The sequence below is a fragment of the Variovorax sp. YR216 genome (genome assembly GCF_900107745.1).
GTDB lineage: Bacteria > Pseudomonadota > Gammaproteobacteria > Burkholderiales > Burkholderiaceae_C > Variovorax.
In genome coordinates, this window is record NZ_FNRO01000015.1 from 17,825 (window position 1) to 43,012 (window position 25,188).

Annotated in this window: 25 protein-coding genes; 13 read left to right on the plus strand and 12 right to left on the minus strand. The window is 68.3% G+C overall.

The genetic code is table 11. The features are described from left to right. Window positions 1-44 precede the first annotated feature (44 nt). Window positions 45-548 carry an Lrp/AsnC family transcriptional regulator gene (locus BLW05_RS26885; protein ID WP_093166638.1) on the plus strand — a complete coding sequence of 168 codons (504 nt, stop codon included), beginning with the start codon at window positions 45-47 and terminating at the stop codon, window positions 546-548. On the opposite strand, the gene BLW05_RS26890 is transcribed toward BLW05_RS26885, so the two are convergent. Beyond that, a complete protein-coding gene (locus tag BLW05_RS26890; protein WP_093166639.1) occupies window positions 541-1,536 on the minus strand; it encodes an SLAC1 anion channel family protein in 996 nt (331 codons plus the stop codon). The genes BLW05_RS26885 and BLW05_RS26890 overlap by 8 nt on opposite strands. Before the next feature lie 111 nt (window positions 1,537-1,647). On the opposite strand from BLW05_RS26890, the gene BLW05_RS26895 reads away from it, so the two are divergent. Next, window positions 1,648-2,601, plus strand: coding sequence for a GlxA family transcriptional regulator (locus tag BLW05_RS26895; protein ID WP_093166640.1), 954 nt, complete (start codon window positions 1,648-1,650; stop codon window positions 2,599-2,601). Between the two features lie 141 nt (window positions 2,602-2,742). On the opposite strand, the gene BLW05_RS26900 is transcribed toward BLW05_RS26895, so the two are convergent. Together BLW05_RS26900 and BLW05_RS26905 are read right to left on the minus strand one after the other, a co-directional pair. Continuing rightward, window positions 2,743-4,140, minus strand: coding sequence for an EAL and HDOD domain-containing protein (locus BLW05_RS26900; RefSeq protein WP_256330513.1), 1,398 nt, complete (start codon window positions 4,138-4,140; stop codon window positions 2,743-2,745). A gap of 97 nt (window positions 4,141-4,237) precedes the next feature. Next, window positions 4,238-5,101 carry a LysR family transcriptional regulator gene (locus BLW05_RS26905; protein WP_093166642.1) on the minus strand — a complete coding sequence of 288 codons (864 nt, stop codon included), beginning with the start codon at window positions 5,099-5,101 and terminating at the stop codon, window positions 4,238-4,240. 85 nt (window positions 5,102-5,186) lie between these two features. Here BLW05_RS26905 and BLW05_RS26910 point away from each other — a divergent pair, with 85 nt between their 5' ends. Continuing rightward, window positions 5,187-6,137, plus strand: a complete 951-nt coding sequence (locus tag BLW05_RS26910; protein ID WP_093166643.1) for a DMT family transporter — start codon at window positions 5,187-5,189, stop codon at window positions 6,135-6,137. Here BLW05_RS26910 and selD read toward each other — a convergent pair. Together selD and senB are read right to left on the minus strand one after the other, a co-directional pair. Next, entirely contained in the window at window positions 6,134-7,207 is a 1,074-nt protein-coding gene (gene selD / locus BLW05_RS26915; protein WP_093166644.1) for a selenide, water dikinase SelD, read from the minus strand. The two genes, BLW05_RS26910 and selD, sit on opposite strands and share 4 nt — an antisense overlap. Window positions 7,208-7,239: 32 nt before the next feature. Continuing rightward, a complete protein-coding gene (gene senB / locus BLW05_RS26920) occupies window positions 7,240-8,199 on the minus strand; it encodes a selenoneine biosynthesis selenosugar synthase SenB (RefSeq protein ID WP_093166770.1) in 960 nt (319 codons plus the stop codon). 37 nt (window positions 8,200-8,236) lie between these two features. Here senB and senA point away from each other — a divergent pair, with 37 nt between their 5' ends. The 5 genes from senA to phnE are packed head-to-tail and all read left to right on the plus strand — an operon-like array spanning window position 8,237 to window position 12,759. Continuing rightward, complete coding sequence (gene senA / locus BLW05_RS26925; RefSeq protein ID WP_093166645.1) at window positions 8,237-9,421, plus strand: selenoneine synthase SenA; 1,185 nt, start codon at window positions 8,237-8,239, stop codon at window positions 9,419-9,421. 13 nt (window positions 9,422-9,434) lie between these two features. Next, window positions 9,435-10,298, plus strand: coding sequence for a putative selenate ABC transporter substrate-binding protein (locus BLW05_RS26930; RefSeq protein ID WP_093166646.1), 864 nt, complete (start codon window positions 9,435-9,437; stop codon window positions 10,296-10,298). Between the two features lie 15 nt (window positions 10,299-10,313). Continuing rightward, complete coding sequence (locus BLW05_RS26935; protein WP_093166647.1) at window positions 10,314-11,156, plus strand: phosphonate ABC transporter ATP-binding protein; 843 nt, start codon at window positions 10,314-10,316, stop codon at window positions 11,154-11,156. After that, window positions 11,153-11,983 (plus strand): PhnE/PtxC family ABC transporter permease, encoded by an 831-nt coding sequence (locus BLW05_RS26940; protein WP_093166648.1) that lies wholly within the window; start codon window positions 11,153-11,155, stop codon window positions 11,981-11,983. The genes BLW05_RS26935 and BLW05_RS26940 overlap by 4 nt, the downstream gene beginning before the upstream one ends. Beyond that, window positions 11,980-12,759, plus strand: coding sequence for a phosphonate ABC transporter, permease protein PhnE (gene phnE / locus BLW05_RS26945; RefSeq protein ID WP_093166649.1), 780 nt, complete (start codon window positions 11,980-11,982; stop codon window positions 12,757-12,759). The genes BLW05_RS26940 and phnE overlap by 4 nt, the downstream gene beginning before the upstream one ends. Here the strand turns inward: phnE and BLW05_RS26950 are convergent. Genes BLW05_RS26950 through BLW05_RS26970 form a run of 5 tightly spaced genes read right to left on the minus strand, consistent with a single transcriptional unit; the run spans window position 12,756 to window position 16,898 of the window. Further along, entirely contained in the window at window positions 12,756-13,085 is a 330-nt protein-coding gene (locus BLW05_RS26950) for a hypothetical protein (protein WP_256330514.1), read from the minus strand. The genes phnE and BLW05_RS26950 overlap by 4 nt on opposite strands. After that, window positions 13,072-13,617, minus strand: a complete 546-nt coding sequence (locus tag BLW05_RS26955; RefSeq protein ID WP_093166650.1) for a cytochrome b/b6 domain-containing protein — start codon at window positions 13,615-13,617, stop codon at window positions 13,072-13,074. Before BLW05_RS26955 ends, BLW05_RS26950 begins: the two co-directional genes overlap by 14 nt. A 10-nt stretch (window positions 13,618-13,627) precedes the next feature. Beyond that, window positions 13,628-13,930 (minus strand): PepSY domain-containing protein, encoded by a 303-nt coding sequence (locus BLW05_RS26960; RefSeq protein WP_093166651.1) that lies wholly within the window; start codon window positions 13,928-13,930, stop codon window positions 13,628-13,630. Window positions 13,931-13,978: 48 nt separating this feature from the next. Beyond that, complete coding sequence (locus tag BLW05_RS26965) at window positions 13,979-14,665, minus strand: Fe2+-dependent dioxygenase (protein WP_093166652.1); 687 nt, start codon at window positions 14,663-14,665, stop codon at window positions 13,979-13,981. A 13-nt stretch (window positions 14,666-14,678) separates the two neighbouring features. Continuing rightward, entirely contained in the window at window positions 14,679-16,898 is a 2,220-nt protein-coding gene (locus BLW05_RS26970; RefSeq protein WP_256330515.1) for a TonB-dependent receptor, read from the minus strand. A 388-nt stretch (window positions 16,899-17,286) separates the two neighbouring features. Between BLW05_RS26970 and BLW05_RS26975 the strand changes: the two genes are divergently transcribed. Continuing rightward, the gene (locus BLW05_RS26975) at window positions 17,287-17,703 is read left to right on the plus strand and encodes a transcriptional repressor (RefSeq protein WP_093166654.1); all 417 of its coding nucleotides are present in this window, start codon (window positions 17,287-17,289) and stop codon (window positions 17,701-17,703) included. A gap of 32 nt (window positions 17,704-17,735) precedes the next feature. On the opposite strand, the gene BLW05_RS26980 is transcribed toward BLW05_RS26975, so the two are convergent. Next, a complete protein-coding gene (locus tag BLW05_RS26980) occupies window positions 17,736-18,482 on the minus strand; it encodes a hypothetical protein (RefSeq protein WP_177142826.1) in 747 nt (248 codons plus the stop codon). A 96-nt stretch (window positions 18,483-18,578) separates the two neighbouring features. On the opposite strand from BLW05_RS26980, the gene BLW05_RS26985 reads away from it, so the two are divergent. The 3 genes from BLW05_RS26985 to BLW05_RS26995 all read left to right on the plus strand — a co-directional run bounded on the left by BLW05_RS26985 (window position 18,579) and on the right by BLW05_RS26995 (window position 22,580). Further along, on the plus strand, window positions 18,579-19,466 hold the full coding sequence (locus tag BLW05_RS26985; RefSeq protein WP_256330516.1) for a LysR family transcriptional regulator: 888 nt from the start codon (window positions 18,579-18,581) through the stop codon (window positions 19,464-19,466). A 79-nt stretch (window positions 19,467-19,545) separates the two neighbouring features. Then, complete coding sequence (locus tag BLW05_RS26990; RefSeq protein WP_093166657.1) at window positions 19,546-21,561, plus strand: aconitase family protein; 2,016 nt, start codon at window positions 19,546-19,548, stop codon at window positions 21,559-21,561. Window positions 21,562-21,650: 89 nt separating this feature from the next. After that, the gene (locus BLW05_RS26995; RefSeq protein WP_256330528.1) at window positions 21,651-22,580 is read left to right on the plus strand and encodes a Bug family tripartite tricarboxylate transporter substrate binding protein; all 930 of its coding nucleotides are present in this window, start codon (window positions 21,651-21,653) and stop codon (window positions 22,578-22,580) included. Here the strand turns inward: BLW05_RS26995 and asd are convergent. Then, window positions 22,534-23,466, minus strand: coding sequence for an archaetidylserine decarboxylase (gene asd, locus BLW05_RS27000; protein ID WP_093166659.1), 933 nt, complete (start codon window positions 23,464-23,466; stop codon window positions 22,534-22,536). The genes BLW05_RS26995 and asd overlap by 47 nt on opposite strands. Window positions 23,467-23,527: 61 nt before the next feature. Here asd and BLW05_RS27005 point away from each other — a divergent pair, with 61 nt between their 5' ends. After that, entirely contained in the window at window positions 23,528-25,183 is a 1,656-nt protein-coding gene (locus BLW05_RS27005; protein ID WP_093166660.1) for an aminotransferase class III-fold pyridoxal phosphate-dependent enzyme, read from the plus strand. Window positions 25,184-25,188 lie beyond the last annotated feature (5 nt).

Genomic DNA, 25,188 nt, shown 5'->3' on the forward strand with positions numbered 1-25,188 from the left:
CCGAATAGACCCTCGATACGAGAATTTCATTCTCGAATTACGCCATGAATGACGATTCCATTCCTCTCGATCACTATTCGATGCAGATCCTGCTCGAGCTGCAGCGCGACGCGCGGCAGACGGTGCAACAGATCGCGGACAAGATCGGCCTGTCGTCCACCCCCTGCTGGCGCCGCATCAAGGAGATGGAAGCCGCGGGCGTGATCCGCGGCTACACCGTGGTCATCGACCGCGAGAAGGTCGGCCTCAACCTCGCGGCGGTGACCGAAGTGAATCTGGACCGGCACAACGAATCGAAGGTGCGCGACTTCGAGAGGGCCGTCGAGGCCAGCCCGGCGATCGTGCGCTGCGTGTCGGCCACGGGCCCGGCCGACTACATCCTCACGGTGCATGTGCCGGACATCAAGCACTACGAGAAATTCCTGCACACCACGCTGTTCGAGCAGGCCGGCGTCACGCATGTGCGCTCGGCGATCGTGCTCAGGGAAGTGAAGTCCGAGGGCAACCTGCCGGTCGACTTCGGGCCGAGAAGCGCGCGCCTCAAGTGAACAGCCTGCCGTTGAACACGATCCGCACGGTGCGCGCGGTCAGTACCACCAGGACCAGGCTCAACACGCCGAGCAGCACCATGGCGAGGATGTTGAGCGGCACGGCGTCGCGGAACTCCGCGTACTTCAGCGCCGCGTTGACCAGCGCCGCCATCGGGAAACTGATCGCCCACCAGGCCGAGGAAAAGGTGACGCTGGGCCGGAACACCTTGGGCGCGATCACCGTGAACATGAACAGCGCGAAGTAGAAGAGCAGCCCGGCGAAGCGGTCGACACCGCCAGCGATGTTGGCGTACGCGAGGAAGCCGACCGCAAACGGCGCGACGAGGATCATCAGCGACGGCGTCATGAGCGGCGCGAGCGGCGACTGGTGCACCAGCCGGTTGACGATCAGCGCGAAGAGCACCAGCGCCAGCACCCCGCCGACGGCCACGGCCAGCAGGTTGAGTTCCGGCGCCCAGGCCATCGGCATGTGTCCACCGGTCACCGCGATGTCGAGCGTGGCCACGCCCGGAATCAGCCACGCGGGCACCGCATGCGACGCGTCGACCTGCCCCTTGAGCAGCCTGGAAACGACCACATAGCTGAGCGCGAAGGTCGCCAGCACACCCGTCGTCCAGATCACGCGCCCGATGGCTTCGCTGTACGGCGCGGCCACCGCCGAGAGCAGCAGCAGCGAGATCACGATGGTGCCAAAGAAGTTGCCGGCCACCGGGTGATGGAACTCCGCATGCACCGCTCCCGGATGCTTCGCGAGCTTTGCAACGTAGCCGAGCGAGATCAGCACGAAGACGCCGAACGCAAAGGCGCCGATCGCCTCGCCCACCAGCGCAGGCGCACCGAGGCTGTGATGCGCGAGCCGCCAGGCGAGCGCGAGCCCCGACAGGCCCATCACCGAGCCGAACAGGTTCACGGGCAAATTGCGGATCGAGGCCCCGCCGGTGGCGGAAGTCGCCGGGAAGGCCGGGTTCATCGATGGGGCTTGCATGGTCTTCACTCCTTTGGCTGAATTTGCAGGTGCAGTTAGTTTCTGCCAAACTGTGATCGCCGTCCGCGTCGCCTGACGGCGTTTTCTGCCAATCAGTGAGCCTTGTCAGCCATGCGCGTCGCCATCCTTGCCTTTCCGCGCGTTCAGTTGCTCGATGTCGCCGGGCCCGCGGACGTCTTTGCGGAAGCCGCGCGTCAACTTGGCAAGCCGCGGGCCTATCAGGTGCAGGTGATCGGCAGCCAGGCGGGCACGCTCAAGAGCAGCAGCGGTCTGCGCATCGCGGTCGACTCGACCGTCGCGACGCATCGCGGCCCCATCGACACCCTGCTGGTCGCTGGCAGTCCCGACATCGACGACATGGCGGCGGACGAGCGGCTGCATGGCTGGTTGCGTCGGCAGTCCCGCTCGGTGAGGCGCTACGGCTCTGTCTGCAGCGGCGCGTTCGTGCTGGCAGCCGCCGGCTTGCTCGACGGCAAGCGGGTCGCGACGCACTGGAACTCCACCGCTCGCCTCGCGGCGGCGTACCCCCGGGCCTGCGTCGAAGCGGACGCAATCTACGTGAAGGACGGCAAGCTCTTCACCTCTGCCGGCGTGACCGCCGGCATGGACCTCGCGCTGGCGATGGTGGAGGAAGACCACGGTCGTGAACTCGCGCTTCGCGTGGCCCGCGAACTGGTGATGTTCCTCAAGCGCCCCGGCGGGCAGAGCCAGTTCAGCGCGCATCTGGCAGCGCAGACGTCCGAGCGCTCCAGCGTGCGCGAGATCCAGGACCATGTGCTGGCCCACCTGAAGGACGACCTCTCCGTACCCGCCCTCGCCTCGCGCGCCCGCATGAGCGAGAGGACCTTTGCGCGCATCTTCCGCAGCGAAACCGGCACGACGCCCGCGGAGTTCGTCGAGAACGCAAGGATCGATGCCGCCCGCCGCCTGGCCGAGGAGTCCGACCTTCCGGCGAAGCGGCTGGCCGACGCGGTCGGTTATGCGAACGTGGATGGCTTCCGGCGCGCGTTCGGCCGGCGACTCGGCGTCAGTCTCGCGGAATACCGGCGCCGCTTCGCGACATGAGCCACGGCCGGAGATGCCACACTCGCGCCTCATGCAACGCCGCCGATTTGCCCTCCTGGCCGATCCGGGCTTCTGGGCCTTCAGCGACGCGCTGCACGCGGCCTACGCGAGCGCTAACCGCCATGCCGCCGCTTCTGGCGACTACCTCGCCTTTGCCGGGTTCACGTCCAGCGCCCAGGCTATCGCGGACAGGTGTGAAGCATTGACCTTCTCCGCGCTGAGACCAATCGATGCCGCCAGTGCTGGCGCTTCGCTGGCGTCGGTTTCACAGGATTCGGCAAGGGCAACGAGCGGGCCGTACACGCCGCCTCGAGTCCTGATCGCTTCCTGCACCGGCTCGGGCAGATGCACCTTCGCGAGCACCTCTTGCATCGGCACACCCAGCACACGGTCAATCAGCGAGAACATGCCTGCGAGGAACAGCTCGTCGGACGCCTCCGCCGCCAGCATGCCCTGGCCCATCAGCTCAACAAAGCGCCCGCGCATGATGGCCTTCTTGGTCATGTAGGCGAGGCCGCTCGCCTTCGTGCTGGTCGCCAGCAGCAGGGACAACCACCGGAACAGTGCCGCATAGCCGAGCAGTCCGACCGCGTGGTGCAGCGAATGCACCTCCACGTTGTGGCCGACAGCGAGTATGTTGATGTGTTGCAGCAAGCGGGCCGTGAGCGCTTCGTCATGCGCAAGCGCGGCCTCGATGGCCCGCACGCCCTCGTTCCGCTGGATCATCTGCATGACGCGAATGATCAGCACGGACTCCGGATGCATGGCGCCCCCCGCCCCCGTCTCCGCGGCGATGGCTTCCCTGCCGCGCACAAAGGCATCGAGACGGCGTCCGGCGTATGCGTCGAACTCTGTCCAGCCGGCGACGCGGGTCGCAATCGGATGAATGGCCGGCGTTCCCGGAGGCCGAAGGTGCCGTGCAATGTCGACCAGTTCCTTGCGTCCGTCGAGCACGTCGAGGTGCGTGACAAGCGACAGGCCTCCAAACGGATCCGTCGCCCCGGCTTCCTCGGATGCGTCAGCCCCTTCGGCAACCTCGGGTGACCGGGGCTCGGGCGCTGCCGGCAAGGCTTCCACGTTGCACAACATGATGCCGAAGCCTTGCGCCCGCAGGGCTTCGAGCCTGGGACGCAGTTTCTTGTCCGCCAGCTCGGCGAGGCGCAGACAAAGGACCACGCTTTCCGGCGGGAGCGCCTGGAGCTCCTTGAAGGCCAAGCCCTCGGCGGTTGCGTCAAGGTAGACCACCAGCTTGCCCAGCCGCCAGCCCCCCTTGGCGCTCTTGAGGTTCGACACCACCGTGGAGAGAACCGCCCTGAAGCGGTAGCAATCGCTGGCGGTATCCGACACTGCGCGCCAATCGAACTTGTAGCCCTTGATTTGTCGCTGTGCATCCAGTTGAAGCGCGTAGGTCAGAAACCCGTCCGCGGGCGCCGAAGCGTTCGGTTCGGCCGCGTCCGCCTTGGCCTGGTCCTCGGCGAGCGGCTGAGTGATGGCGGTCTCGAGCGCGTGCCCGCGACGCCGGAAGATGTTGAATTGCAACGCGATGGTCTCCTGGCGGCGCCTCGGCGCCATTTTTTCTACCTCGTCTCTCTATCGGCCAACTTCGTCGTTCCTTTAGGAGGCGAGGCGGAAACCGCTACCCGTTCAGCGGCGAGCGCAGCGTCTGCAGCAGCATGCGATGAAGGCTGTCCACGGCCTTCGAGCCGCGCGAGGCCTGGCTGCGATAGAGGGCCACTTCCATCGGCTCCAGCGGACCGAGACCTTCATCAGGCCCGAGCACCCGCAGATGCGGCGGCGCGCTGCATTGCGTGAGCGCCGCGACGGCCAGGCCGCTTTCGACGGCCGCGATCTGGCCCGCGAGGTTGGAGCTGTTGTAGACCACTTTGTAAGGACGCCCCTGCAGCGCGAGTGAATTGATCGCGCTGCGCCGCCCGAGACTCGCCGCTTCATAGACCGCGATGGGCAGCGGGTCGCGGCGCCAGATGTCGAACTGCGCGGAGCCCACCCACACCATGGGCTCGTGGAACAGCAGCGTGCCGCGCCGCGGATGGTCGCGCGACACCAGTGCGAGGTCGAGCTCGCCACGGGCCACGCGCGGAATCAGCGCGGTCGACTGCTCGCAATCGAGCTGGATCTCGACGCCGCCGTGGCGCGGCGCGAAGCGCTTGAGCACGGGCGTGAGATAGCGGCTCGCATAGTCGTCCGGCACACCGAGCTTCACGACGCCGGAGAGGGAGTCGCCCTGCAGCGCCGCCTGTGCCTCCGCGTGCAGATCGAGCATGCGACGGGCATAGCCGAGCAGCGTCTGCCCTTCATGCGTGAGCTGGAGCTGCCGCGCGCCACGCACCAGCAGCCGGTATCCGGTGGCCGATTCGAGTTTCTTGATCTGCATGCTCACCGCCGACTGCGAACGGTGGACCTCGGGCGCAGCACTCGACAGCGAGCCCGCGTCGACGGCCGCGACGAAGCTTTTCAACCAGTCGATCTGCAAGTCCTGCATGGGTACATGTATTCGATAAGCGAATGGGTCACAGAAAAATTATGCGCTTTTCGCTTCAAGCTGTGCACGGCACAGTGCAGTCATCATGAGTTCCGCTTCTTCCCCTTTCGCCACATCCGCAGCCGTCCAGCGGCCCGTCGCGCCCGGCCAGCTCGATGCGCGCGCGACCGGCGTGATGACGCTGCTGTGCCTGACCTGGAGCCTGCAGCAGATTTCGCTGAAGGCCATCGCCGACCAGGCCAGCCCCATGCTGATGGTGGCGATCCGCTCCGCCATCGCGCTGGTGCTGCTCGCGCTGCTCATGCACCGGCGCGGCGAAATACCGGGCGCCGGTCGATGGAAGCCGGGGCTGGCGGTCGGCGCGCTCTTCGGCATCGAGTACCTGCTGGTGGCCGAGGCGCTGCGCCTGACCGCGGCCTCGCATGTGGTCGTCTTCCTCTACACCGCACCGATCTTCGCCGCCATCGGCCTGCACCTGCGCCTGCCGGCCGAGCGGCTCAGGGCACGGCAGATGACCGGCATCGCGGTCGCGTTCGCGGGCATCACGCTGGCGTTTCTGGGCGTCGACGCCGCTTCATGGGGACATGTGGACCATCGTGCGCTGCTCGGCGATGGTCTCGCGCTGCTGGCTGGCCTGGCCTGGGGTGCGACAACGGTCACGATCCGGTGCTCGACATTGGCGTCGGCCCCGGCGACCGAGACGCTGCTCTACCAGTTGCTCGGCGCCTTCGTCCTGCTGCTGCCGCTCGCGTGGCTGACCGGACAGTGGCATTTCGAGCGGTCCGCGATCGTCTGGGCACACCTGGGCTTCCAGAGCCTCGTCGTGTCCTTCGCGAGCTTCCTGACCTGGTTCTGGCTGCTGCGCCGCTATCTCGCTTCGCGGCTCGGCGTGTTTTCGTTCCTCACGCCACTGTTCGGCGTCCTGCTCGGCGTCGGACTGCTCGGCGAAGCGATCGAAGTGCCGTTCGTCGCCGGCAGCGTGCTGGTGCTCGCCGGGATCGCGCTCGTGAGCGCCCGCGAAGCGGCTCGTCCTTAGGCGTCGACGCGCAGGCCCTGGCCTTCTTCCATGCGCCCGATCACGCACGCGGCTTCGAAGCCTTGTGCGTGGAACAACGCCAGCACCTCCTGCGCACTCTCCGGCGCACAACTCACCAGCAGACCGCCGGAGGTCTGGGGATCGGTCAGCAAGTCGCGCGCGACAACCGGCAGCGCGGCATCGAGCTGCACCTCGCTGCCGTAGCCGGCCCAGTTGCGGCCCGAAGCACCCGTCACGAATCCATCGGCAGCCATGGCGGCGACGTCGGGCAGCAGCGGCACCTTCGCCCAGTCGATCACGGCGCACAAGCCGGCGCCACGCGCCATCTCCAGCGCATGGCCGGCCAGGCCGAAGCCGGTCACGTCGGTCAACGCATGCACGCCATCGAGTGCTGCCAGCGCGGTGCCCGGCTTGTTCAGGCGCGTGGTGTTGGCGATGAGCTGGGCATAGCCCTCGGCATCGAGCTTCTGCTTCTTGAGCGCGGCCGACAGCACGCCCACGCCAAGCGGCTTGCCGAGGATGAGCACGTCACCCGCCTTCGCATCGGCATTGCGCTTGAGGCGCTTCGGATGCACCAGCCCCATCACCACGAGCCCGTAGATAGGCTCGACCGAGTCGATGGTGTGGCCGCCCGCGATCGGAATACCCGCCTCGCGGCAGACCGCCTGGCCACCGCGAACGACCTCGCCGATCACTTCCAGCGGCAACTGGTTGACCGGCATCGCGACCAGCGCGAGCGCCATGATCGGCGTGCCGCCCATCGCGTAGACATCGCTGATCGCATTCGTCGCGGCGATGCGGCCGAAGTCGAAGGGGTCATCGACGATGGGCATGAAGAAGTCGGTGGTGGCGATCAGCGCCTGCTCGTCGTTGAGCTTGTAGACCGCCGCGTCGTCGGCGGTCTCGATGCCGACCAGCAACTCGGGCGGGATCAGGCCGCTGCCGCTCTTTTGCAGGATCTCCGAGAGCACGCCGGGCGCGATCTTGCAGCCGCAGCCGCCACCGTGGGAAAAGCTGGTGAGTCGCAGCGCGGGCGCTTCGGGCGAGGGGATGGGGCTTTGATCGTTCATGGCGGGACCTTCTATCTGGCGTTGGCGAGGAATTATGGTGGCCCCAGCAGATCGCGCAGGAGCTCGCGCACAAGCCTGCATTCGTGTTCAGGGCGAAAGCCCGGCTCGCGCAGCGCGCACTGCGCCGACAGCCGGGCCGCGAACTCGGGCTCGGCCGCGAAGCGCTGCATCAGGGCCGCGAGCGCTGCATCGTCGCCGACGGGAAAGCATCCCGCGTAGTCCTCGCCGAGCAGGCCGAGGTTGCCGCCGATGCGGCTGGCCAGCACCGGCACACCGGAACGCACGGCCTCGATCACCACCTGCGCGCCGCCCTCCATGCGGCTCATGTGCACAAGGGCATGGGCGCGGGCAATCCAGCGGCGCGCGGTGTCGCGTGGCAGGCCGCCGAGCCAGTGGTAGTGCGGGCACTCGGCCATGGTCCGGCGCGCCGCTTCGCCCAGCGCGGGCGTGAGCGCCTCGCCGATGTGGACGATGCGGATGGGCGTGCCGGCAGGCAGTCGCTTCGCGGCAGCCATGAGCGTGAGCGGGTCTTTCTCTTCGCGCAGGTGACCGACCGCCACGAGTTGGATGCCACGCGTCCCAGGCCGGTGGCGCCACGCGCTGGCTGACTGAACGATGACTCGCGCCTTGGCGCGCTCAACTGCACCGAGCCGATCCAGCGCATCGGGCTGCAGCACGACCAGTTGGCTGGCACACTGCAACGAATGCTTCGCAGATCTGTCCTCGGCGATATCCCGGTACACATCGGTGCCGGTCAGGACCAGCGCGATCGGACAGTCCGCCCGCGCCTCGCGCAGCCGCGCGATCGCATCGGCGGAGCGGCGTGCGTGCAGCGCAATCATGGCGTCGCACACATCGCCGTCCCAGCTTCGCGCGATGCGCACTTCGGCCACGCCCGCAAGGAACCGACCCCAACGCGCTGCGGTTCGCCAGTTGCCGTTGTTGGCATCGGCCAGCGCTGGCGAAACGATGAGGACGCGGGGCTTGCCCATCGCGTCATTCTGACAGGCCGCTCCGGCGCGCAACGCCATGGCTCCTGATCCGCGCACCCTCACCGGCGAGGCCCTGACAGCCGCCCTGCGCGAAGCCCGCGCCCGCACGCGCGCCTGGACTTTCGACCTGAGCGACGCGCAATGGCAGGTGCCGCGGCAGGCGGGCGTGAATCTCCCGGCGTGGGAGCTGGCGCACCTCGCATGGTTCGGTGAGTTCTGGGTGCTGCGCGGGCCGCACACGGTCGACGGGCAAGGCCATGTGCAGGCGCAGCAGCCTGCGGCCATCGCGGGGCCCGATGCGCTGTTCGATTCCGCGCGCCTGTCGCACATCGCGCGCTGGTCGGCGCCGTTGCCCACGCGCGCCGAGCTCGACGAACGGCTCGATGCGCAGCTCAGGGCCTGTCTCTGGGCATTGGCGCAAGCGGATGGCAGCGACGCTTCGCTGTACTTCCATCGGCTGGCGCTGTTCCACGAAGACATGCATTGCGAGGCTTTCGCATGGCTGCGCGCGACGCTCGGCTATCCCGCGCCTTCCGGCGTGGCGCTGCCGCGAATGGTCGAAGCGCCGCCGATCGCGGTGCAAGCGACGCGGGTGGACATCGGTTGGCCCGGCGAAAGGCCAGGGTTCGCCTTCGACAACGAGTGCGCCGCACATGCGGTCGATCTGGCCGCTTACGAGATCGACGCCACGCCGGTCAGCGCCGGAAGCTACGTTCGCTTCGTCGAAGCAGGCGGCTACGACGATCCCGCCCTGTGGCCCGGCGAGGCAGGCACATGGCGCGCCGCGCAGCCGCGCCGCCATCCCGCCCGCTGGCGACGAGCCGACGACGGATGGGAAACACGCTGGTTCGACCAGTGGCGCCCGCTCGACCCGCAACAGCCCGCGATCCACCTGAGCGCATGGGAAGCCGAGGCCTATGCGCGGTGGGCCGGCCGGCGCCTGCCCACCGCGGCCGAGTGGGAGCACGCCGCGCAGTCGCAGCGCGGCTTCGCCTGGGGCGGCAGCGTGTGGGAATGGACCGCCGACGCCTTCGCGCCCTATCCCGGCTTCGAGCCCGGGCCGTACCGGGACTACTCTGCGCCCTGGTTCGGCGACCACCGCGAGCTGCGCGGCGGTGCCTTCGCGACGCAAGCGCGGTTGCACGATGCGCGCTATCGCAACTTCTTCCAGCCCGGCCGGCACGATGTCTTCGCGGGCTTCCGCACGGCCGCCCTTCCTTAAACTCCGGAGCATCATGAAAAGACGCCTCTTCCAGACCGCCCTGCTCTGCCTGTTCGGGCTGGGCGCCAGCCTCCAGCTCCATGCGCAAACCGGCACCCTGCGCGTCTCGGCCATTCCGGACGAGGCGCCGACCGAGCTGCAGCGCAAGTTCAAGCCGCTCGGCGACTACCTGAAGCAGCAGACCGGCATGGACGTGCAGTTCACGCCGGTGACCGACTACGCGGCCGTGGTCGAGGGTCTGGCCACCGGCAAGATCGACCTCGCCTGGCTCGGCGGCTTCACTTACGTGCAAGCCAGGCTGCGCACCCAGGGCGGCGCCGTGCCGCTGGTGCAGCGCGCCGAGGACGAGGCCTTCACCAGCAAGTTCATCGTGCCCATCGACAGCAAGGCGAAGACGCTGCAGGACCTGCGCGGCGTCACCTTCGCGTTCGGCGCGCCGTCGTCGACCTCGGGCAGCCTGATGCCGCGCCACTTCCTGCTGCAGGCCGGCATCGATCCGGACAAGGACTTCAAGACCGTCGCCTACTCGGGCGCGCACGATGCCACCGTGGCTTTCGTCGCCGCCGGCCGCGCCGAGGCCGGCGCGCTCAACGCCTCGGTGTGGGACAAGCTGGTCGAGGCCAAGAACCCCAACGTCGCGAAGGTGCGCGTGCTCGCGACCACCGCGCCGTACTACGACTACAACTGGACCGTGCGGCCCGGCCTGGATCCGGCGGTGCAGAAGAAGATCAAGGACGCATTCCTGCAGCTCGATCCGGCCAACCCGGCGCACAAGGAAATCCTCGCGCTGCAGCGGGCCTCGAAGTTCATCCCGACCCAGTCCTCGAACTACGACGGCATCGAGGCGGCAGCGCGCTCGGCCGGGCTCATCAAGTAGACGGAGGCCGCACCGTTGAACGCCGATGCCGCGCTGGCGCTCCACGATGTCGGCCTCGTCCACCCCAACGGGCAGCGCGCGCTGCAGGGCATCGCGCTTGCGGTGCCGCGAGGCGCGCGCGTTGCGGTGGTCGGCCCCTCGGGTGCTGGCAAGACGAGCCTGCTGCGCGTGGCCGCCACCGCCCTGCGCGCAAGCGAGGGCCGCATCGAGCTGCTCGGCGAGCATCCTTGGCAGTTGTCCGGCGGCGCGCTGCGTACGCTGCGCGCGCGCGTCGGGCTGATCCACCAGGCCCCGCCGATCCCGCCCCGGTTGCGGGTGGTCACCGCGGTGCTGGCCGGGCGGCTCGGCCGCTGGTCGCCCTGGCGTGCGCTGGGCTCGCTGCTGGTGCCGTCCGACATCGCCGGCGCCGAGGCGGCGCTCGCGCGGCTGGATATGGCCGACCGCCTCTTCGACCGCTGCGACCGCCTCTCGGGCGGCCAGTTGCAGCGCGTGGGCATGGCACGCGTGCTCTACCAGGCGCCGGAACTGATCCTCGCCGACGAGCCTGTCTCTGCGCTCGACCCCACGCTGGCCGACATGGCGGTGGGCGAGCTGGTGGCGCAGAGCCGGAACACCGGCGCGGCGCTGCTGGCGTCGCTGCATGCGGTGGACCTTGCCCTGAAATGGTTCGACCGGATCGTCGGCCTGCGCGGCGGCGTCGTGGTCTTCGATGCGCCGGCCGCCGAGGTCAGCCGTGCGATGCTGCAGGAGCTCTACGCGAACGAAGGCAGCCTGCTGCCGACGCAGGCGCCCAGTCATGACATCGAAGGCGCGGGGGACGCGAACCGCACCGCCCCGCGCCCGAGCGCATGCCGATGAACACGTCGGCCACGCTCCCACGCGATCCGCTGGCCCGCCGCCGGCTCGGCTACCTGCTGGCTGCATTGGTGGTGCTGTGGCCGATGCTCGTGATCGCCGAGTTCCACCCGCAGGCGCTGTTCGCGCCGGCCACGCTGCGGGTGATGGGCGGCTTCCTCGCCGGCTTCGTGCCGCCCGCGCTCGATGCCGGCTTCCTCGGCATGCTGGCGCGCGCGACGCTGGAGACGCTCGCGATGGCGACTGCCGGCATCGCCCTCGCCTTCGCGCTCGCCGTGCCGCTCTCGTTCCTCGCCACAGAGGCGCTGTCGATCTCCCGCATCGGCCCGGGTCCCGGCCGCGCACGCGGGCAGGCGCTGCGCGTGGTGGTGCGCGCCGTGATGGCGGCCCTGCGCGCCATTCCCGAACTGGTCTGGGCGCTGGTGTTCGTGCGCGCACTGGGCCTCGGCCCCGCGGCCGGCGTGCTGGCGCTGGCGATCACCTACGGCGGCATGCTGGGCAAGGTGTACGCGGAGATCCTCGAATCCGGCGACACGCGGCCCGCCCGCGCACTGCTCGAAGCGGGTAGCGGCCGCGTAGCCGCGCTCTGCTATGGCCTGCTGCCTTCGGCCGCGCAGGAACTCGCCTCCTATACCGTCTACCGCTGGGAATGCGCGGTGCGGGCCTCGGTGGTGATGGGCTTCGTCGGCGCGGGCGGACTGGGGCAGTTGATGGACCAGTCGATGAAGATGCTCAATGGCGGCGAGGCAAGCAGCATCCTGATCGTGTTCCTGCTGCTGGTGCTGCTCGCGGATGCGCTGAGCGTGCAGCTGCGGAGGTGGCTGGGATGAGCCCACGCGCCGCGGGGCCCTGCCTCACGTGCCTGCTCTGGACAGCCGCCATCGCGGTGGCGGTGGTGGCGAGCTTCGTGTATCTCGGCATCGACTTCCGCGCACTGCTCGGGCGCGAGTCGCTCGCCTCGATGGGCCGTTTCGTCGCCGAGTTCTTCCCGCCCGATCTTTCCGGCCCCTTCCTCGCCAAGGTCGGCTGGGGTGCGTTGCAGACGCTGGCGGTTTCTGCGCTCGGCACGCTGCTCGCCATGCTGGGCGGCGCGGTGCTCGCGCTGCCGGCATCGGGCCGCTACGGCACGACGCTGCGGCAGGCCGCGCGCTTCGTGCTGAACGTGCTGCGCAGCGTGCCCGAGCTGGTCTGGGCCACGCTGATGGTGCTGGCCGCCGGACTCGGCCCCTTCGCCGGGGTGCTCGCGCTGGCGCTGCACACCACGGGCGTCTTCGGGCGCCTGTTCGGCGAAACGCTGGAGAACCTGCCCAGGGCACCGGAACGCGCCCTGATCGACAGCGGCAGCGGCGCGGTCGCGGCCTTCCTGTACGGCAGTCTTCCGATGGCCTGGCACCAGTGGCTGGCCTACGGCCTGTACCGCTGGGAGATGAACATTCGCGCCGCAGCCGTGCTGGGCTTCGTCGGTGCCGGCGGGCTCGGGCAGATGCTGTACTTCCACCTCTCGCTGTTCCAGCAGGCGCAGGCCGCGACCGTGATCGGGGCGATGTTCGTGCTGGTGGTTGCGGTGGATGCGGCGAGCGCCCGCGTGCGGCGCGGGCTGGTCTAACGCTCCGCCTTCGAACTGCGGATGCCGGCGATCTGCCCGCGCACGACCTTCCAGAAGTTCTTGCCGTCGTCCAGCAGCCGCCATGCGTTGGAGCGGTGCGCCAGCACACCGACTTCGGGGAGCACGTCCCTCAGGTTCTTGAGGCCGAGCAGCCTGGTGTACTTGCGGATGGTGGCCGGGCTGTGGATCAGGAACACCACGCGCCAACCATAGTGCCGTCCGATGAGCAGCATGCCGATGGCGCTCTCGAGATCATTCAGGTCGCCCTGAAAGCAGTCGACCGCCCGGTCCACCACCTTCATGATCTGGTCGTCAGTCATGGCCATCGAATGCGCTCCGCTTGCGTCCGCTGAACATCGCCGCCACGAGGTTCTCGCGGTGGCGAATGCTGGTGAAGATCACGCCCGCGACATGCGCCGCGATCAGGCCCACGAGCGTCCATGCCGACACGCGATGCGTCTCTTCGACCCATTCGACGCCCCAGAACGCATCGGTCGTGTAGAGAAACCCGGACACGCAGACGACCGCGAGGCACGCGAGCAGCAGCAGCACCATCCATCCGCCGAGGGGGTTGTGTCCGAGGTGCCGCTCTTCCCGGCCGGCCGCGATGCGCTTCACGTATCCGAGCACCGCGCGCGGGCCGAAGACGAAGTCCGAGAAGCGCGCGTGCCGGCTCCCGAACAGGCCCCACACGATGCGGACGACGACGATCGCAAGCGCCACATAGCCCACGCGGACGTGCAGCGCGAGCCGGCCTTCGCCGGCCCACCAGGCCAGCGCGACCGAGATCACGAGAACCCAGTGGAGGATCCGCTGCGCAGGGTCCCACACACGGACCGTGTCCCGCGGGTTCGGCATCAGCGCGCGCTCAATCGGGTTGCTTGACTTCGCCGACCTTGTCGAAGGTCTTGGGGTTGAAGAAGGCTTCGACGCGCTTGCCGCTGGCGTCGAAGCCGTACACCTCGTAGCAGCCGTTGAAGTTCTTCACCTGACGCACCTTCCAGCCTTCGCCGGTCAGCTTGCGCTGAAGCTCCATCTGGGGCTTCATCTCTTCCTTGGGAATGGCCTCGCACTTCACGCTGTCGTGATTGACGTACTGCGCTGCGGCGCCGCCCGCGAGGCAAAGGGCCAGCGCGGCAAGGCCGGTCTTGGTGATGAGGGATGCTTGCATGGGAATGACCTCGAAGAACTCGAAAAGAAGAAAGCCGCGCGCCGCCGCTCAAACGTCGAGCCACATGCGCAGCAGGTTGTGATAGGTGCTCGTGAGGCCGATCACGCCGGGATCGGTCTCGCCCACGGTGCTGCGCAGGTGCCGCAAATGGTTGTCCATGTCGAAGAGCAGCCTGCGCTGCTCGTCGCTGCGGATCATGCTCTGGATCCAGAAGTAGCTCGCCACGCGATGGCCGCGCGAGACCGGCAGCACGCGGTGAACGCTGGTGCCCGGGTAGAGCACCATGTCGCCCGCGGGCAGCTTCACGCGCTGCTCGCCGAAGGTGTCCTCGACGACGAGTTCGCCGCCGTCGTACTCGTCGGGATCGCAGAGGAAGACAGTGCACGAGACATCGGTGCGCACGCGGCCCGCGCCATTGCGCAGGAAGCGCACCGCGCTGTCGACGTGGTTGCCGAAGCTGTTGGCCTCGCCGCCGTAGCGGTTGAAGAGCGGCGGCGAGATCTGCTTGGGCAGCGCCGCCGAGAAGAAGATCTGGTGGCGCTCGAGCCCGCGCAGCAGCAGTTGCTGCACCGCGCGGGTCTCGTCGCAGTCCTCGCGCAACTGCTCGTTGTTCTTGGCGCGCGCGGACTGCTCGCCGGCCGTCAGCCGTCCGTCCTCCCAGGGTGCCCCCGCCAGGATCTTGCGGGCTTGCGCGACCTCGTCGCGGGTGAGCACTTCACGGACGTGCAGCAGCATGGTGTCGATCCTCTCAGAAACGCACGCCGAAGGTCGCCTGGTAAGTCCGCTGGGCGCCGGCGATGACGAAGCCCGGATAGAGCTGGTCGCCATACAGCTTGTTGGTGACGTTGGTCACGTTGAGCTGGGCGTAGACGTCCGGGGTGAACTTGTATTCAAACATGAGATCGCCCACCACGTAGCCGGGAACGTAGGCCGTCGTCGAGGCCGCGCCGGTCGTACCCTGCAGCGGACGGTTCTCCGACGCGCCACGGATGCCGGCGGCCGCGCGGAACTTCTGCGTCGCCTGGTAGCTGACCCACACCGCGCCGCTGTTCTTCGGCGTGAGGCCGACGCGCGAGCCGACGATGTTCGCCTGCGTGCTGCCGGCGCGGTCGATCTTGGCATCGGGGATGTAGGCGTACGAGGCGTAGACCTCCCACTGCGGCGTGAGGCGGCCGACGACTTCGAGCTCCAGGCCTTGCGAGTGGCGCTTGCCCGACAGCAGGTAGCTCGTGCCGGCGAAGTCCGAGTCGGTGGTGCGCTCGTTGAACTTCTCGGTGCGGAAGAGCGCGGCGCGCGTGGAGAGCTTGCCATCCAGCCAGTCGAGCTTGGCGCCGAGTTCGATGTTGCGGCTTTCTTCCGGCGGCGTGTTCGCGTTCTGCGGGGTCACGTACTGGTACGTGTCGGCCGCGGTGTTGAACGACGTGCTGTACGACAGGTGGTACGACTGCGTCGGCGACGGCTGGTACAGCACGCCGGCGCGGTAGCTCCACACCGAGTCCGACATGCTCGTCTTCGCGACGGCGTTCGGCACGATGGCGTTGGTGTTGGCGTAGCTGATCTGGTTGAAGTCGCCGCTGAAGTCGTCCCAGCGGATGCCGCCGAGCAGCTTCCAGTCCGGGGCGATCTGCACCAGGTCCTGGAAGTAGATGCCGTAGTTGTTCGCCGAGTAGTCGGTGGTCTTGCGGTAGGTCGGCGAGAGCGAGGCGTAGTAGCCGTCGTTGGGCAGCCCCACGCGCGTGATGCCCTTGAAGTAGTTGGTGCCGACGGTGCCGAAGGCGCTGAAACGGTCGGCCGATTCGTCCGCCCAATCCACGCCGGTCAGCACTTCATGCTTCAGGCCTCCCCAGTTGAAGGTGTTGCTGTAGTCGCTCTGCAGGTAGGTGCCCTTGTACTCGTCGCTGCGCGGCGCGAGCCCGTTGCGGTACACGTAGGTCAGCGGCGTGAGATTGGCCGCGTTGGTCGCGGTGCGGCAGGTGACGGTGTTGCCGCTCACGATCGGCGCCGAGTTGCAGAAGCTCGCGGTCGTGCCCCACTGCGAGCGCTCGAAGGTGCCGCTGCGAATCTGCGTGCGCACCTGGCCGCCGTCATCGAAGGTGTGGGTCCACGAGCCGTTGCCGTACTGCGCCTTGCCGCGCAGGTAGTCGCTCGCCGCGCCGTAGAAGGCGCCCGGCTGGAGGTTCGGGATGGTGCTTTGCGCCACGCCGTTGGCGAAGGTGCCGTTGGAGAGATAGCGCGTGCCGGCCAGGGGCACGTTGTCCACGTCCAGGTAGAACAGCCCGACACTGAATTCGTCGCGCGTGCCGATGCCCCAGCTGTAGGTCGGCGCGATGCCGTACTTGTCGATCTTCGCGCCGCCGTTGTCGGCGTTGTTCCACATGCCGTTGATGCGGAAGGCGGCGTCTTCGCCGACGCGCTTGTTCATGTCGATCGTCGTGCGATAGAAGTCGCGCGAGCCGATGGTGCCGACGATGTCGGTCTGGTCCGCGAGCAGCGGCTTCTTGCTGACCTGGTTGATCACGCCGCCGGTGGAACCACGGCCGAAGATCATCGAGGCCGAGCCGCGCAGCACCTCGATGCGGTCGAGGTTGAAGGTGTCGCGGTCGTACTGCGACGGGTCGCGCATGCCGTCGATGAGCAGGTCGCCCACCGTTGCGACGGGGAAACCACGCAGGCGGATGTCCTGGTCGGTACCGTTCTCGGTCGCCGCGAAGGTGATGCCGGCGGAGTAGTGCAGGGCTTCCTTCAGCGTGTCCAGCTTCGCGTCGTTCATCAGCTTTTCGGTGATGACGTTCAGCGACTGCGGAATGTCGCGGATGTCCTGCGTGCCGCGACCGATGTTGGTGCGGGTGGTCTGGAGCTGGTCGCGACCCTGGATCTCGGCCTGGTCGGTCACCGTCACGGTGCCGAGCGTCGGCGTGTCGCTGCTGGCGTTCGACTGCGCCCAGCTGCTGACCGACGCGGCCAGCATCAATGCGCCGAGCGGGAAAGCCGAGGCTTCAACGGACAGCGGCGACCGCAATGCGGGCGCCGATGGTGTCGTTGCGGACGAAGGACGTGGAGCCGCCTTCCGACGGCGAGAGATACGAGCCAATTTGGCCTCCATGAAAGCGCGACGGACGCCGCGCGTAGGTGGAAGGCTGGCTATTCAATGAATGAACTGGCTCGCCGAAATGAATCGGGGCGCAGTATACATTTTGAAAAACTCGAGTAGCAGTCCCCACACCCACTTTCAAGGGAGGTGACGACAAAATGCAACAGGCTATCGCTCTGGACGACTGAAGTAAAAGTAGTACGCTGTCGTCCTACTATCGACAGTCGATTGGGCCCGCTGGACCGCGTGGGCCGGAACGGAATGCATGCCTGACACCATGGACCACACCGGCGCCGCATCGGCGCGATCCTTTGCCGCCGCAGGTGCTGCGTCGACGAGCGAGCTGATCCAGGAAATCCGCGACCAACTCGGACCGACGAGCGCGCGACGCGTCGGCCTGACCCACGCCACGCTGCTGCACACGCTCATCGACATGGAAGAGGATTTCGCGGACGTCAACGCGATCTACAAGGCGCTGTTGGCCAACGGCCATCCGATGGTCATGTCCAAGCTGTACCGTGCGCTCAAGGTGCTCGAGGAGGCCCGCGCCATCGAGCGTCACTGGGCGCCGCATGAAGGGCGTCCGCGCAGCGTGTATGGCGTGGCCGGACGGGCGCGCCAGTCCGGGCACGATCACGATGCCGGCGTGTGCCGGTTCTGCGGCGTTCCGCTGCACGGCTGACGCACCGTCGGCGGCACCGACGCCGCATCAGCTCAACGGCCCACCTTGCGCAGCCAGTCCCGTGTCCATAGCGTCAGCGGTATGAGCGCAAGCGCCACGCAAAGCATCCAGTAGCGATCGCCGTTCTCCAGGTAGGGCAGCAGCGCGTAGCCCACGCGGCTGAACATCGCACCGCCGGCGCCGCGCATCAGTGTCTCGGCCACCGCCTCGACCATCATCTGCGCGCCCAGCACGAAGAGGATCACCGCCGACAGCCTGAACGACCAGCGCGTGCCGCGGCGCAAAGCGATCGCGCGCCAGGCGATGGCCAGCAGCACGATCGCGACGAGCCCGAGCACGATGCCCAGGGCCACGTCCGACGCGGGCTCCTGCGCGGAAATGAAGCGGATCAGCACCAGTGCCTCGAGCGTCTCCCGCAAGGCGCTGAAGGTGGCGAACAGGAACACGGCCAGGCTGGCCGCGCGATGCGATACCCAGTCGTCGAGCCAGTCGCCCGCCTGCGCATCGACGCCAGCCAGCGAAGCCATCGTCCCGCTCGACACCAGCGCCAGCAAGAGCCCGAAACCGAAGGTCAGGCCGATGTCGAGCCATTCGTTCATCCCCGAGGGTGGAAGCGCGGCGACGAGCGCCCAGCCGGCTGCGAATCCGGCGGCTGCGCCGGCGAAGGCCCACCGCATCAGTCCGGGCCGACCTCCGCGGCGCGCAGCATGCGACAGGGCAAGAAGGATCAGGAGCAGCTCGCCCGCTTCGCGAGCGACGATGACGAAGGCCTCGAACATGATGTTGGCGCGAATACTACAACCCGCGCACCGAGGCCCCCTGACCCCGGCGACAATCCGTCCCGTCGTCCCGTCGTCCCGTCGTCGCCCCACGCCTTGGCTCGCCGCATCGATCCCTACAGCGTCCGCCTCTTCGTCGCCGCCGCACAGGCCGGCTCGATCGTGCGTGCCGCGGAGCAGGAGCACATTGCCGCATCGGCGCTGAGCCGGCGCCTGGCAGACCTGGAGCATTCCTTCGGCACCGCGCTGCTGGTGCGCTCGCCGCGCGGCATCGCCTTGACCGACGCGGGGCGCCTCGTGTTCGAACGCGGCCTGAAGATCGACGAAGACCTCCAGGCCCTGGTGCGCGAGGTGCAGGCCGAAGGCGCCGAGGCGCGCGGCACGGTGCGGCTGTACGCCAACATGTCGGCGGTGATCGGCTTCCTGCCTGAGCGCCTGCAGCGCTTCATGGCGGCGCATGCGGGCGTCACCGTCTCGCTGCACGAGGAGGACACGCCCGACGTGATCCGCGCCTGCCTGGACGACCGGGCGGATGTCGGCATCGGCGTCGAAATGCCGGTGCCTGCCGGGCTCGACGCATGGCACTTCGCCAGCGATCCGCTGCAGGTGGTCATGCCTGCGAGCCACGAACTCGCCGCGCTGCACGAAGTGACTTTCTCGCAGGCGCTCGCGCATCCCCTGATCGGCATCCATCACGGCGGCGCGCTCGACCGGTCGCTGCACGAGCGTGCAGAGGCCCTCGGTCGCACGTTCGCGCCGAAGGTCACGGTCAGCAGCTTCGATGCGGTCTGCCGCATGGTCGAGGCCGGCCTGGGCATTGCGATCGTTCCGCAGAGCGCAGCGGCGGCCTACGCAGGAACGCAGCGCTTTGCGCGGCGCGCACTCGACGCGCCATGGGCCGCGCGCAACCTGCACCTCTATGCGCTGCATCGCAACCCGCAGCCGCTCGCGGTGCAGGCGCTGCTCGACAGCCTGCGCGGGTAAGCACCCATCTCGCATTTCGCGAGAGCCCCTGCGCCGGATCGGCGCTTTCCCGCGAGCCGGCGGCCCGTGACCATGCAGCATGGCCGAAACGTCGAGAGTCAGTCACCCCCCTCAAGCCGCGCCGCTGCGCTTTGCGCCGCGCATCCTTTTCCTCTGCCAGTCGCCCGAGCAGGTCGAAGCCGTGCTGGGCGGACGGCAGATTTCGCTGACGGACGCAACGCCGCTGCGGGACGACATCTCGACCGACGAGATCACGCCGATCGCGATCCTCACCCACTACGACGAGAAGCTCGGCCGCTTTCCCTACACCGGCTTCAAGTCCGGCGACCGCATGCCGATCGGTGCCGGTGCCATCGCCGCCTCGGGCATCGAGGTGGTCGTGGCCGGCAGGCGCTACGGCAAGGGCTCGTCGCGCGAGCACAGCCCGGCGGCGGAGAAGCTCGCGGGCGTGCGACTCGTCATCGCCGAGAGCTTCGAGCGCATCTACCGGCAGAACGCCGACAACATCGGGCTCTTCACCTCGACGGATTTCGGCCTGGTCGCGCGGATCGCCGCGGGCGAGCCGATCCCGGTCGATGAGCTCGTCGCCGGCCGCGATGCGCTGGCCGCCACGATCCTGAAGACCGGCGGGCTGCTCCGCTTCGGCCGCGAGTTCATGCAGGACATCGCGCCGGCCGACACCGTGCCGGACGCGCGGCCGCGCACGCTGTTCGAGAAGATCGTGGCGCGACATGCCCTGCGCACCCCGCTCACCTCCGCGCGCCCGTCGCCGGGCGACGGCGCCTTCGTGCGTGCCGACTGGCGCTTCATCCACGAGTACTACACGGGGATGGCCGCGCACATGCTGCACGCGACCTTCGGCCGGCCGCTGCCGCTGCACGCGCCGGATTCGATCGTGGTGTTCGAGGACCACACGTCCTACGTCGAGGAAAGCCCCGCGCATCTGCGCGGCGGCCTGGTGCCGAACGTGTGGCGCATGGTCGATGCCCAGCGCGAATTCGTCGCGGCCTATCGACTTCGTTCGCACCGCACGCTGACCGAGGAAGAGGCCGCGCAGGACGACGGCAGCAACGTGGCGGGCATCTCGCACGCGATGGTCGCCGAGCGCTATGCATTGCCGGGCCAACTGGTGGTGGGCACCGATTCGCACACGCCGCACAGCGGCGCGCTGGGCTGCGTGGCCTTCGGCGTCGGCACGACCGACATGGCCAACGCCTTCGTCACCGGCGCCGTGCGGCTCACCGTACCGCCGTCGATCCACGTGCGGCTCGACCGACGGCTCGGGCCCGGTGTCACTGCGAAGGACCTGGTGCTGCACATGCTCGCGCTGCCGTTCATTCGCGGCGGCGGTGGGGTCGGCAAGGTGTTCGAGTTCACCGGCGAGGGCATTGCGCTGCTCTCGACCGACGAGCGCGCGACGCTGACCAACATGACCGCCGAGCTCGGCGGCTTCACCGGCATCGTCGCGCCCGACGCGGAAACGGTGCGCTTCCTGCGAGAGCGGCGCGGCATCGACTTCGAGCTTGAGCCGTGGATGCGCAGCGACGAGGGCGCTGCCTATGCGCACGAACTGCGCATCGACTGCTCCGCCGTCGAACCCATGGTGGCCGCGCCCGGCGATCCCGGCAACGGCCTGCCGATCACCGGCGTCGCACAGCCGGTGCGCATCGACATCGCCTACGGCGGCTCGTGCACCGCGGGCAAGCGCGAGGACTTCGACCACTACCACGCGGTGCTGCGATGGGCCGCCGACCGCGGGTTGCGCGTCGCGCCCGGCGTGCAGCTCTTCCTGCAGTTCGGCACCACCGCCGTGCGCGACCACTGCGTGGCGGCCGGCTATCTCGATGCCTTCGAGCGCGTGGGCGCACGCATCCTGCAGCCCTCGTGCGGCGCGTGCGGCAACTGCGGGCCGGGTGGGTCGAGCGACGCGCGGCAGGTCACGGTGAGCGCGATCAACCGCAACTTTCCGGGGCGAGGCGGTCCGGGCAGCGTGTGGCTCGCCAGCCCGCCGACCGTGGCCGCGAGCGCGATCGCGGGCGAGCTGATGTCGTTCGAGGCGCTCCAGGCGCGGCACGGACGGCGAACCCTTTCATGACTGAAGAACAGCAGGAGACAAACACGATGAAGACGATTTCCGCAGGGCGCAGGACGCTCGTGCGCCTCACCGGCACGGCTTTTCTCGCGATGTTGCCGCTGGCCACATTCGCACAGGCCGCGCCGCCTTCGGACAAGCCGATCCGCATGGTCGTGCCGCTCGCGGCGGGATCGACGGTCGATGCGGTCGCGCGCGCGATCGCGCCCGGCTTCGGCCGCGTCACCGGACATCCGATCGTCGTGGAGAACGTGGTGGGCGCCGGCGGCATCCCCGGTACCTCGCAGGTGGTGAAGGCGCCGAAGGACGGCTCGGTGCTCGGCATGATCTCGTCGAACCACGTGATCAATCCGGGCATCTACAAGTCCGTGCCGTATGACAGCCTCAAGGACGTCACGCCGATCGCGGTGCTGGCCACGGTGCCGCTGGTACTGGTGGTGAACCCCGCGCTGCCGGTGAAGAACGTGGCGGAACTGCTCGCGTACGCGAAGGCCAGGCCGGGCCAGCTCAACTACGGCTCCGCGGGCAACGGGAGCACGCTGCACCTGGCCGGCGAGCTGCTGGTGAGCGAGACCGGCATCGACATGAAGCATGTGCCCTATCGCGGCACCGGCCCGCTGATCACCGACCTGATCGGCGGCCAGGTGCAACTCGGCTTCGTGTCGATCTCGCAGGTCGCGCAGCAGGTGAAGGCCGGCAGCCTGCGTGCGCTGGCGGTGAGCACGCTGAAGCGATCGGAGGTCCTGCCCGATGTGCCGACGCTCGCCGAATCGGGCGTGCCCAGATACAGCTTCGACGCCTGGATTGCGCTGATCGGTCCCGCCGGCTTGCCGAAGCCGCTGGTCGACAACTACGCCGATGCGGTCCGGCAGGCGATGGCATCGACCGAGGCGCGGACTGCGATCGCCGGGCAGGGCCTCGCGGTGCTGAACGTGGGGCCGGATGCGGCGCCCGCCTTCTTCCAGACGGAATTGATCAAGCACCAGAAGCTGGTGAAGCAGTCGGGCGCGACGCTGGACTGACCGGCCCCTGCATCGCGCGGGGCAGCCGCATCAACGCCTGCCCCATGCGGATGCGCACGCCGGACTCGATGCCCTCGGCCAGCGCGAAGCCCAGGGGCGCGAAGACGATGATGGTCGAGCCGTGCTCGAACCAGCCCATCTCCTGGCCCTTGCGGTAGGGCGCGTCGCACTCCACGCGCGTCGGGCCGCGCCAGCCCAGGTTCAGCAACGCATCGAGGCAATGCAGGCGCAGGCTCGCGACCAGGATCGCGGCCACCGGCACCAGCGCGATGCGGTGCCCGCCTGCGTGCAGGCGCGCATGCAGCACAGCGCGCACGTTGCGGCAGAACAGGCGCTCCACGCGCTTGAGCGCGATCGGGTTCACGTTCCAGGTGTCGCCCGACATGTAGTTCACCCGCTCCACCGTGCAGTCGTGGGGCGCATGGAAGCGGTGGTACATGCTCGACGTCAGCCGCAGCGTGACAAAGCTGCCGTCGCGAAACGGTTCGGCCGAGCACCCATCGCCGAACAGGTCGACGATCGAGTACGGAAAGCCCTTGGCCTGGAAGACCTCGATCCCGTTCACCGGGCCGCAGGCGCCGACGATGGCATCGCAGGGACTCGCGAGCACATCGTCGCGCGCATCGACGACGCGCGCGCCCTCCTTCAGTTCGCGCGTGAAGCAGTCGTGCATGCTGTCGAATCGCGTCTTCTTCGCCTCGCCGAGGTCGAGCTCGGTGAACAGGCGCCACACGCCGATCGAGAGATCGCGCACCAGCGGGTTGCGGATCTTGCTGAACCAGCCCATGAAGCGGGTCAGCGCGATGCGGGGCACCCGGTTGGTGAGAAGGAAGTTGACGTCTTCCTGCTGCAACAGGGCATCACGTGTTTGTCGAAGTGTTTTCATGAGCGCGTCAAGAAGCTGAGATAGACCGTGGGTGTTCGCCGTTCATTGCAATAAAGAGTTCATGAGCCAGACCTTCCTCCTCTCTTCCGTCGCGCTTGCCGCGCTCGCCGTTTCCGCGGTTCCGGCCTGGCGCCGCCTCGAGTTGTCGCGCGCCAAGCATCCTTCGCTGACCGGCCATTCGCGCATGGCCAAGCGGGTCGCGGCGCAGCTTCCGGGCTACGCCTACGACGACCAGCGCTTCTACGATTCCGACGGCGCGCCGGTCGACGTGGTGGCGCGGCGCCGGGCCGGCTTCGAAGCGCTGTCGCGGCTCCTGAAGACGCGCCATGCGCAGTCGATCGCGGCCACGCGCGCGGCACGCGCTTCGGTGTCCGACCTGCAGTTCACCAGCAGCTACCGCGTGCCCTTCCAGTACAGCCCGCATGTGCGCGAGCACCTGCCGGTGGGCGCCTTCATGCAGGCCGCGAGCGGCGTCATGGTGCAGGACCTCGACGGCCAGGATTTCTACGACCTCACCGGCTCGTACGGCGTCAACCTGCTGGGCGTGGACGTCTACAAGGAATGCATCGCCGAGGGCAGCCGGATCGCCGAGCCGCTCGGGCCGGTGCTCGGCGCCTACCACCCCTGCGTGCTGGAGAACGTGCACCGGCTGCGCGAGATCTCCGGGCAGGACGAGGTGTCGTTCCACATGTCCGGCACCGAGGCCGTGATGCAGGCGGTGCGGCTGGCGCGCTACCACACGCGGCGCACGCATCTCGTGCGCTTTTGCGGCGCTTACCACGGCTGGTGGGAGGATGTGCAGCCGGGCGTCGGCAACCCGCTGCAGCCGCACGAGACCTACACCCTGCGCGAGATGGACAAGCGCACCTTGCGCGTGCTGCGCAAGCGCCGGGACATCGCCTGCGTGCTGGTCAATCCGCTGCAGGCGCTGCATCCCAACAGTGGCGCGCCGGGCGATTCCTCGCTGGTGGACAGCAGCCGGCGCGCGGGCTTCGATCGCGTCGCGTACACCGAATGGCTGCAGGCGCTTCGCAAGGTCTGCACCGAGCGTGGCATCGTGCTGATCCTCGACGAGATCTTCGTCGGCTTCCGCCTCGCGCCCGGCGGGGCACAGGAATACTTCGGGGTGAAGGCCGACATGGTCACCTACGGCAAGACGCTCGGCGGCGGACTGCCGATCGGCGTGGTGTGCGGCCGCGCCGACCTGATGAAGCGCTACCGCGAGGAGCGCCCGGCCGACATCTGCTTTGCGCGCGGCACCTTCAACGCCCACCCCTACGTGATGGGCGCGATGAATGCCTTCCTGAAGCGCATCGAGGCACCGGAGGTGAAAGCGCTCTACGACGACCTCGACGAGCGATGGAATCGCCGAGCACGTGATCTCAACGAAAGGCTCGCGCAGGCCGGCCTGCCGGTGCGCGTGGCCAACCTGTCGTCGATCTGGACCGTGCTCTATACCTCGCCCGGCCGCTACAACTGGCTGCTGCAGTACTACCTGCGCGCACAGCGGCTGGCGCTGAGCTGGGTGGGCAGCGGCCGGCTGATCTTCAGCCTCAACTACACCGACGCAGATTTCGAGCAGGTGGCCGTCCGCTTCGTGGCGGCAGCCCGGCAGATGCAGGAGGACGGCTGGTGGTGGCACGATGCCGCGCTGACCAACAAGGCGATCAAGCGCGGCATCCTGCGCGAGATGCTCGCGCAGCGATTCGGAATCTGATCGCA

Excerpts from the sequence above, each read along its gene's own strand:
- BLW05_RS26885 (WP_093166638.1), top strand. The coding sequence starts at position 45 with ATGAATGACGATTCCATTCCTCTCGATCACTATTCGATGCAGATCCTG.
- BLW05_RS26890 (WP_093166639.1), bottom strand. The coding sequence starts at position 1,536 with ATGCAAGCCCCATCGATGAACCCGGCCTTCCCGGCGACTTCCGCCACC.
- BLW05_RS26895 (WP_093166640.1), top strand. The coding sequence starts at position 1,648 with ATGCGCGTCGCCATCCTTGCCTTTCCGCGCGTTCAGTTGCTCGATGTC.
- BLW05_RS26905 (WP_093166642.1), bottom strand. The coding sequence starts at position 5,101 with ATGCAGGACTTGCAGATCGACTGGTTGAAAAGCTTCGTCGCGGCCGTC.
- BLW05_RS26910 (WP_093166643.1), top strand. The coding sequence starts at position 5,187 with ATGAGTTCCGCTTCTTCCCCTTTCGCCACATCCGCAGCCGTCCAGCGG.
- selD (WP_093166644.1), bottom strand. The coding sequence starts at position 7,207 with ATGAACGATCAAAGCCCCATCCCCTCGCCCGAAGCGCCCGCGCTGCGA.
- senB (WP_093166770.1), bottom strand. The coding sequence starts at position 8,199 with ATGGGCAAGCCCCGCGTCCTCATCGTTTCGCCAGCGCTGGCCGATGCC.
- senA (WP_093166645.1), top strand. The coding sequence starts at position 8,237 with ATGGCTCCTGATCCGCGCACCCTCACCGGCGAGGCCCTGACAGCCGCC.
- BLW05_RS26930 (WP_093166646.1), top strand. The coding sequence starts at position 9,435 with ATGAAAAGACGCCTCTTCCAGACCGCCCTGCTCTGCCTGTTCGGGCTG.
- BLW05_RS26940 (WP_093166648.1), top strand. The coding sequence starts at position 11,153 with ATGAACACGTCGGCCACGCTCCCACGCGATCCGCTGGCCCGCCGCCGG.
- phnE (WP_093166649.1), top strand. The coding sequence starts at position 11,980 with ATGAGCCCACGCGCCGCGGGGCCCTGCCTCACGTGCCTGCTCTGGACA.
- BLW05_RS26950 (WP_256330514.1), bottom strand. The coding sequence starts at position 13,085 with ATGGCCATGACTGACGACCAGATCATGAAGGTGGTGGACCGGGCGGTC.
- BLW05_RS26955 (WP_093166650.1), bottom strand. The coding sequence starts at position 13,617 with ATGCCGAACCCGCGGGACACGGTCCGTGTGTGGGACCCTGCGCAGCGG.
- BLW05_RS26960 (WP_093166651.1), bottom strand. The coding sequence starts at position 13,930 with ATGCAAGCATCCCTCATCACCAAGACCGGCCTTGCCGCGCTGGCCCTT.
- BLW05_RS26965 (WP_093166652.1), bottom strand. The coding sequence starts at position 14,665 with ATGCTGCTGCACGTCCGTGAAGTGCTCACCCGCGACGAGGTCGCGCAA.
- BLW05_RS26970 (WP_256330515.1), bottom strand. The coding sequence starts at position 16,898 with ATGCTGGCCGCGTCGGTCAGCAGCTGGGCGCAGTCGAACGCCAGCAGC.
- BLW05_RS26975 (WP_093166654.1), top strand. The coding sequence starts at position 17,287 with ATGCCTGACACCATGGACCACACCGGCGCCGCATCGGCGCGATCCTTT.
- BLW05_RS26980 (WP_177142826.1), bottom strand. The coding sequence starts at position 18,482 with ATGTTCGAGGCCTTCGTCATCGTCGCTCGCGAAGCGGGCGAGCTGCTC.
- BLW05_RS26990 (WP_093166657.1), top strand. The coding sequence starts at position 19,546 with ATGGCCGAAACGTCGAGAGTCAGTCACCCCCCTCAAGCCGCGCCGCTG.
- BLW05_RS26995 (WP_256330528.1), top strand. The coding sequence starts at position 21,651 with ATGTTGCCGCTGGCCACATTCGCACAGGCCGCGCCGCCTTCGGACAAG.
- asd (WP_093166659.1), bottom strand. The coding sequence starts at position 23,466 with ATGAAAACACTTCGACAAACACGTGATGCCCTGTTGCAGCAGGAAGAC.
- BLW05_RS27005 (WP_093166660.1), top strand. The coding sequence starts at position 23,528 with ATGAGCCAGACCTTCCTCCTCTCTTCCGTCGCGCTTGCCGCGCTCGCC.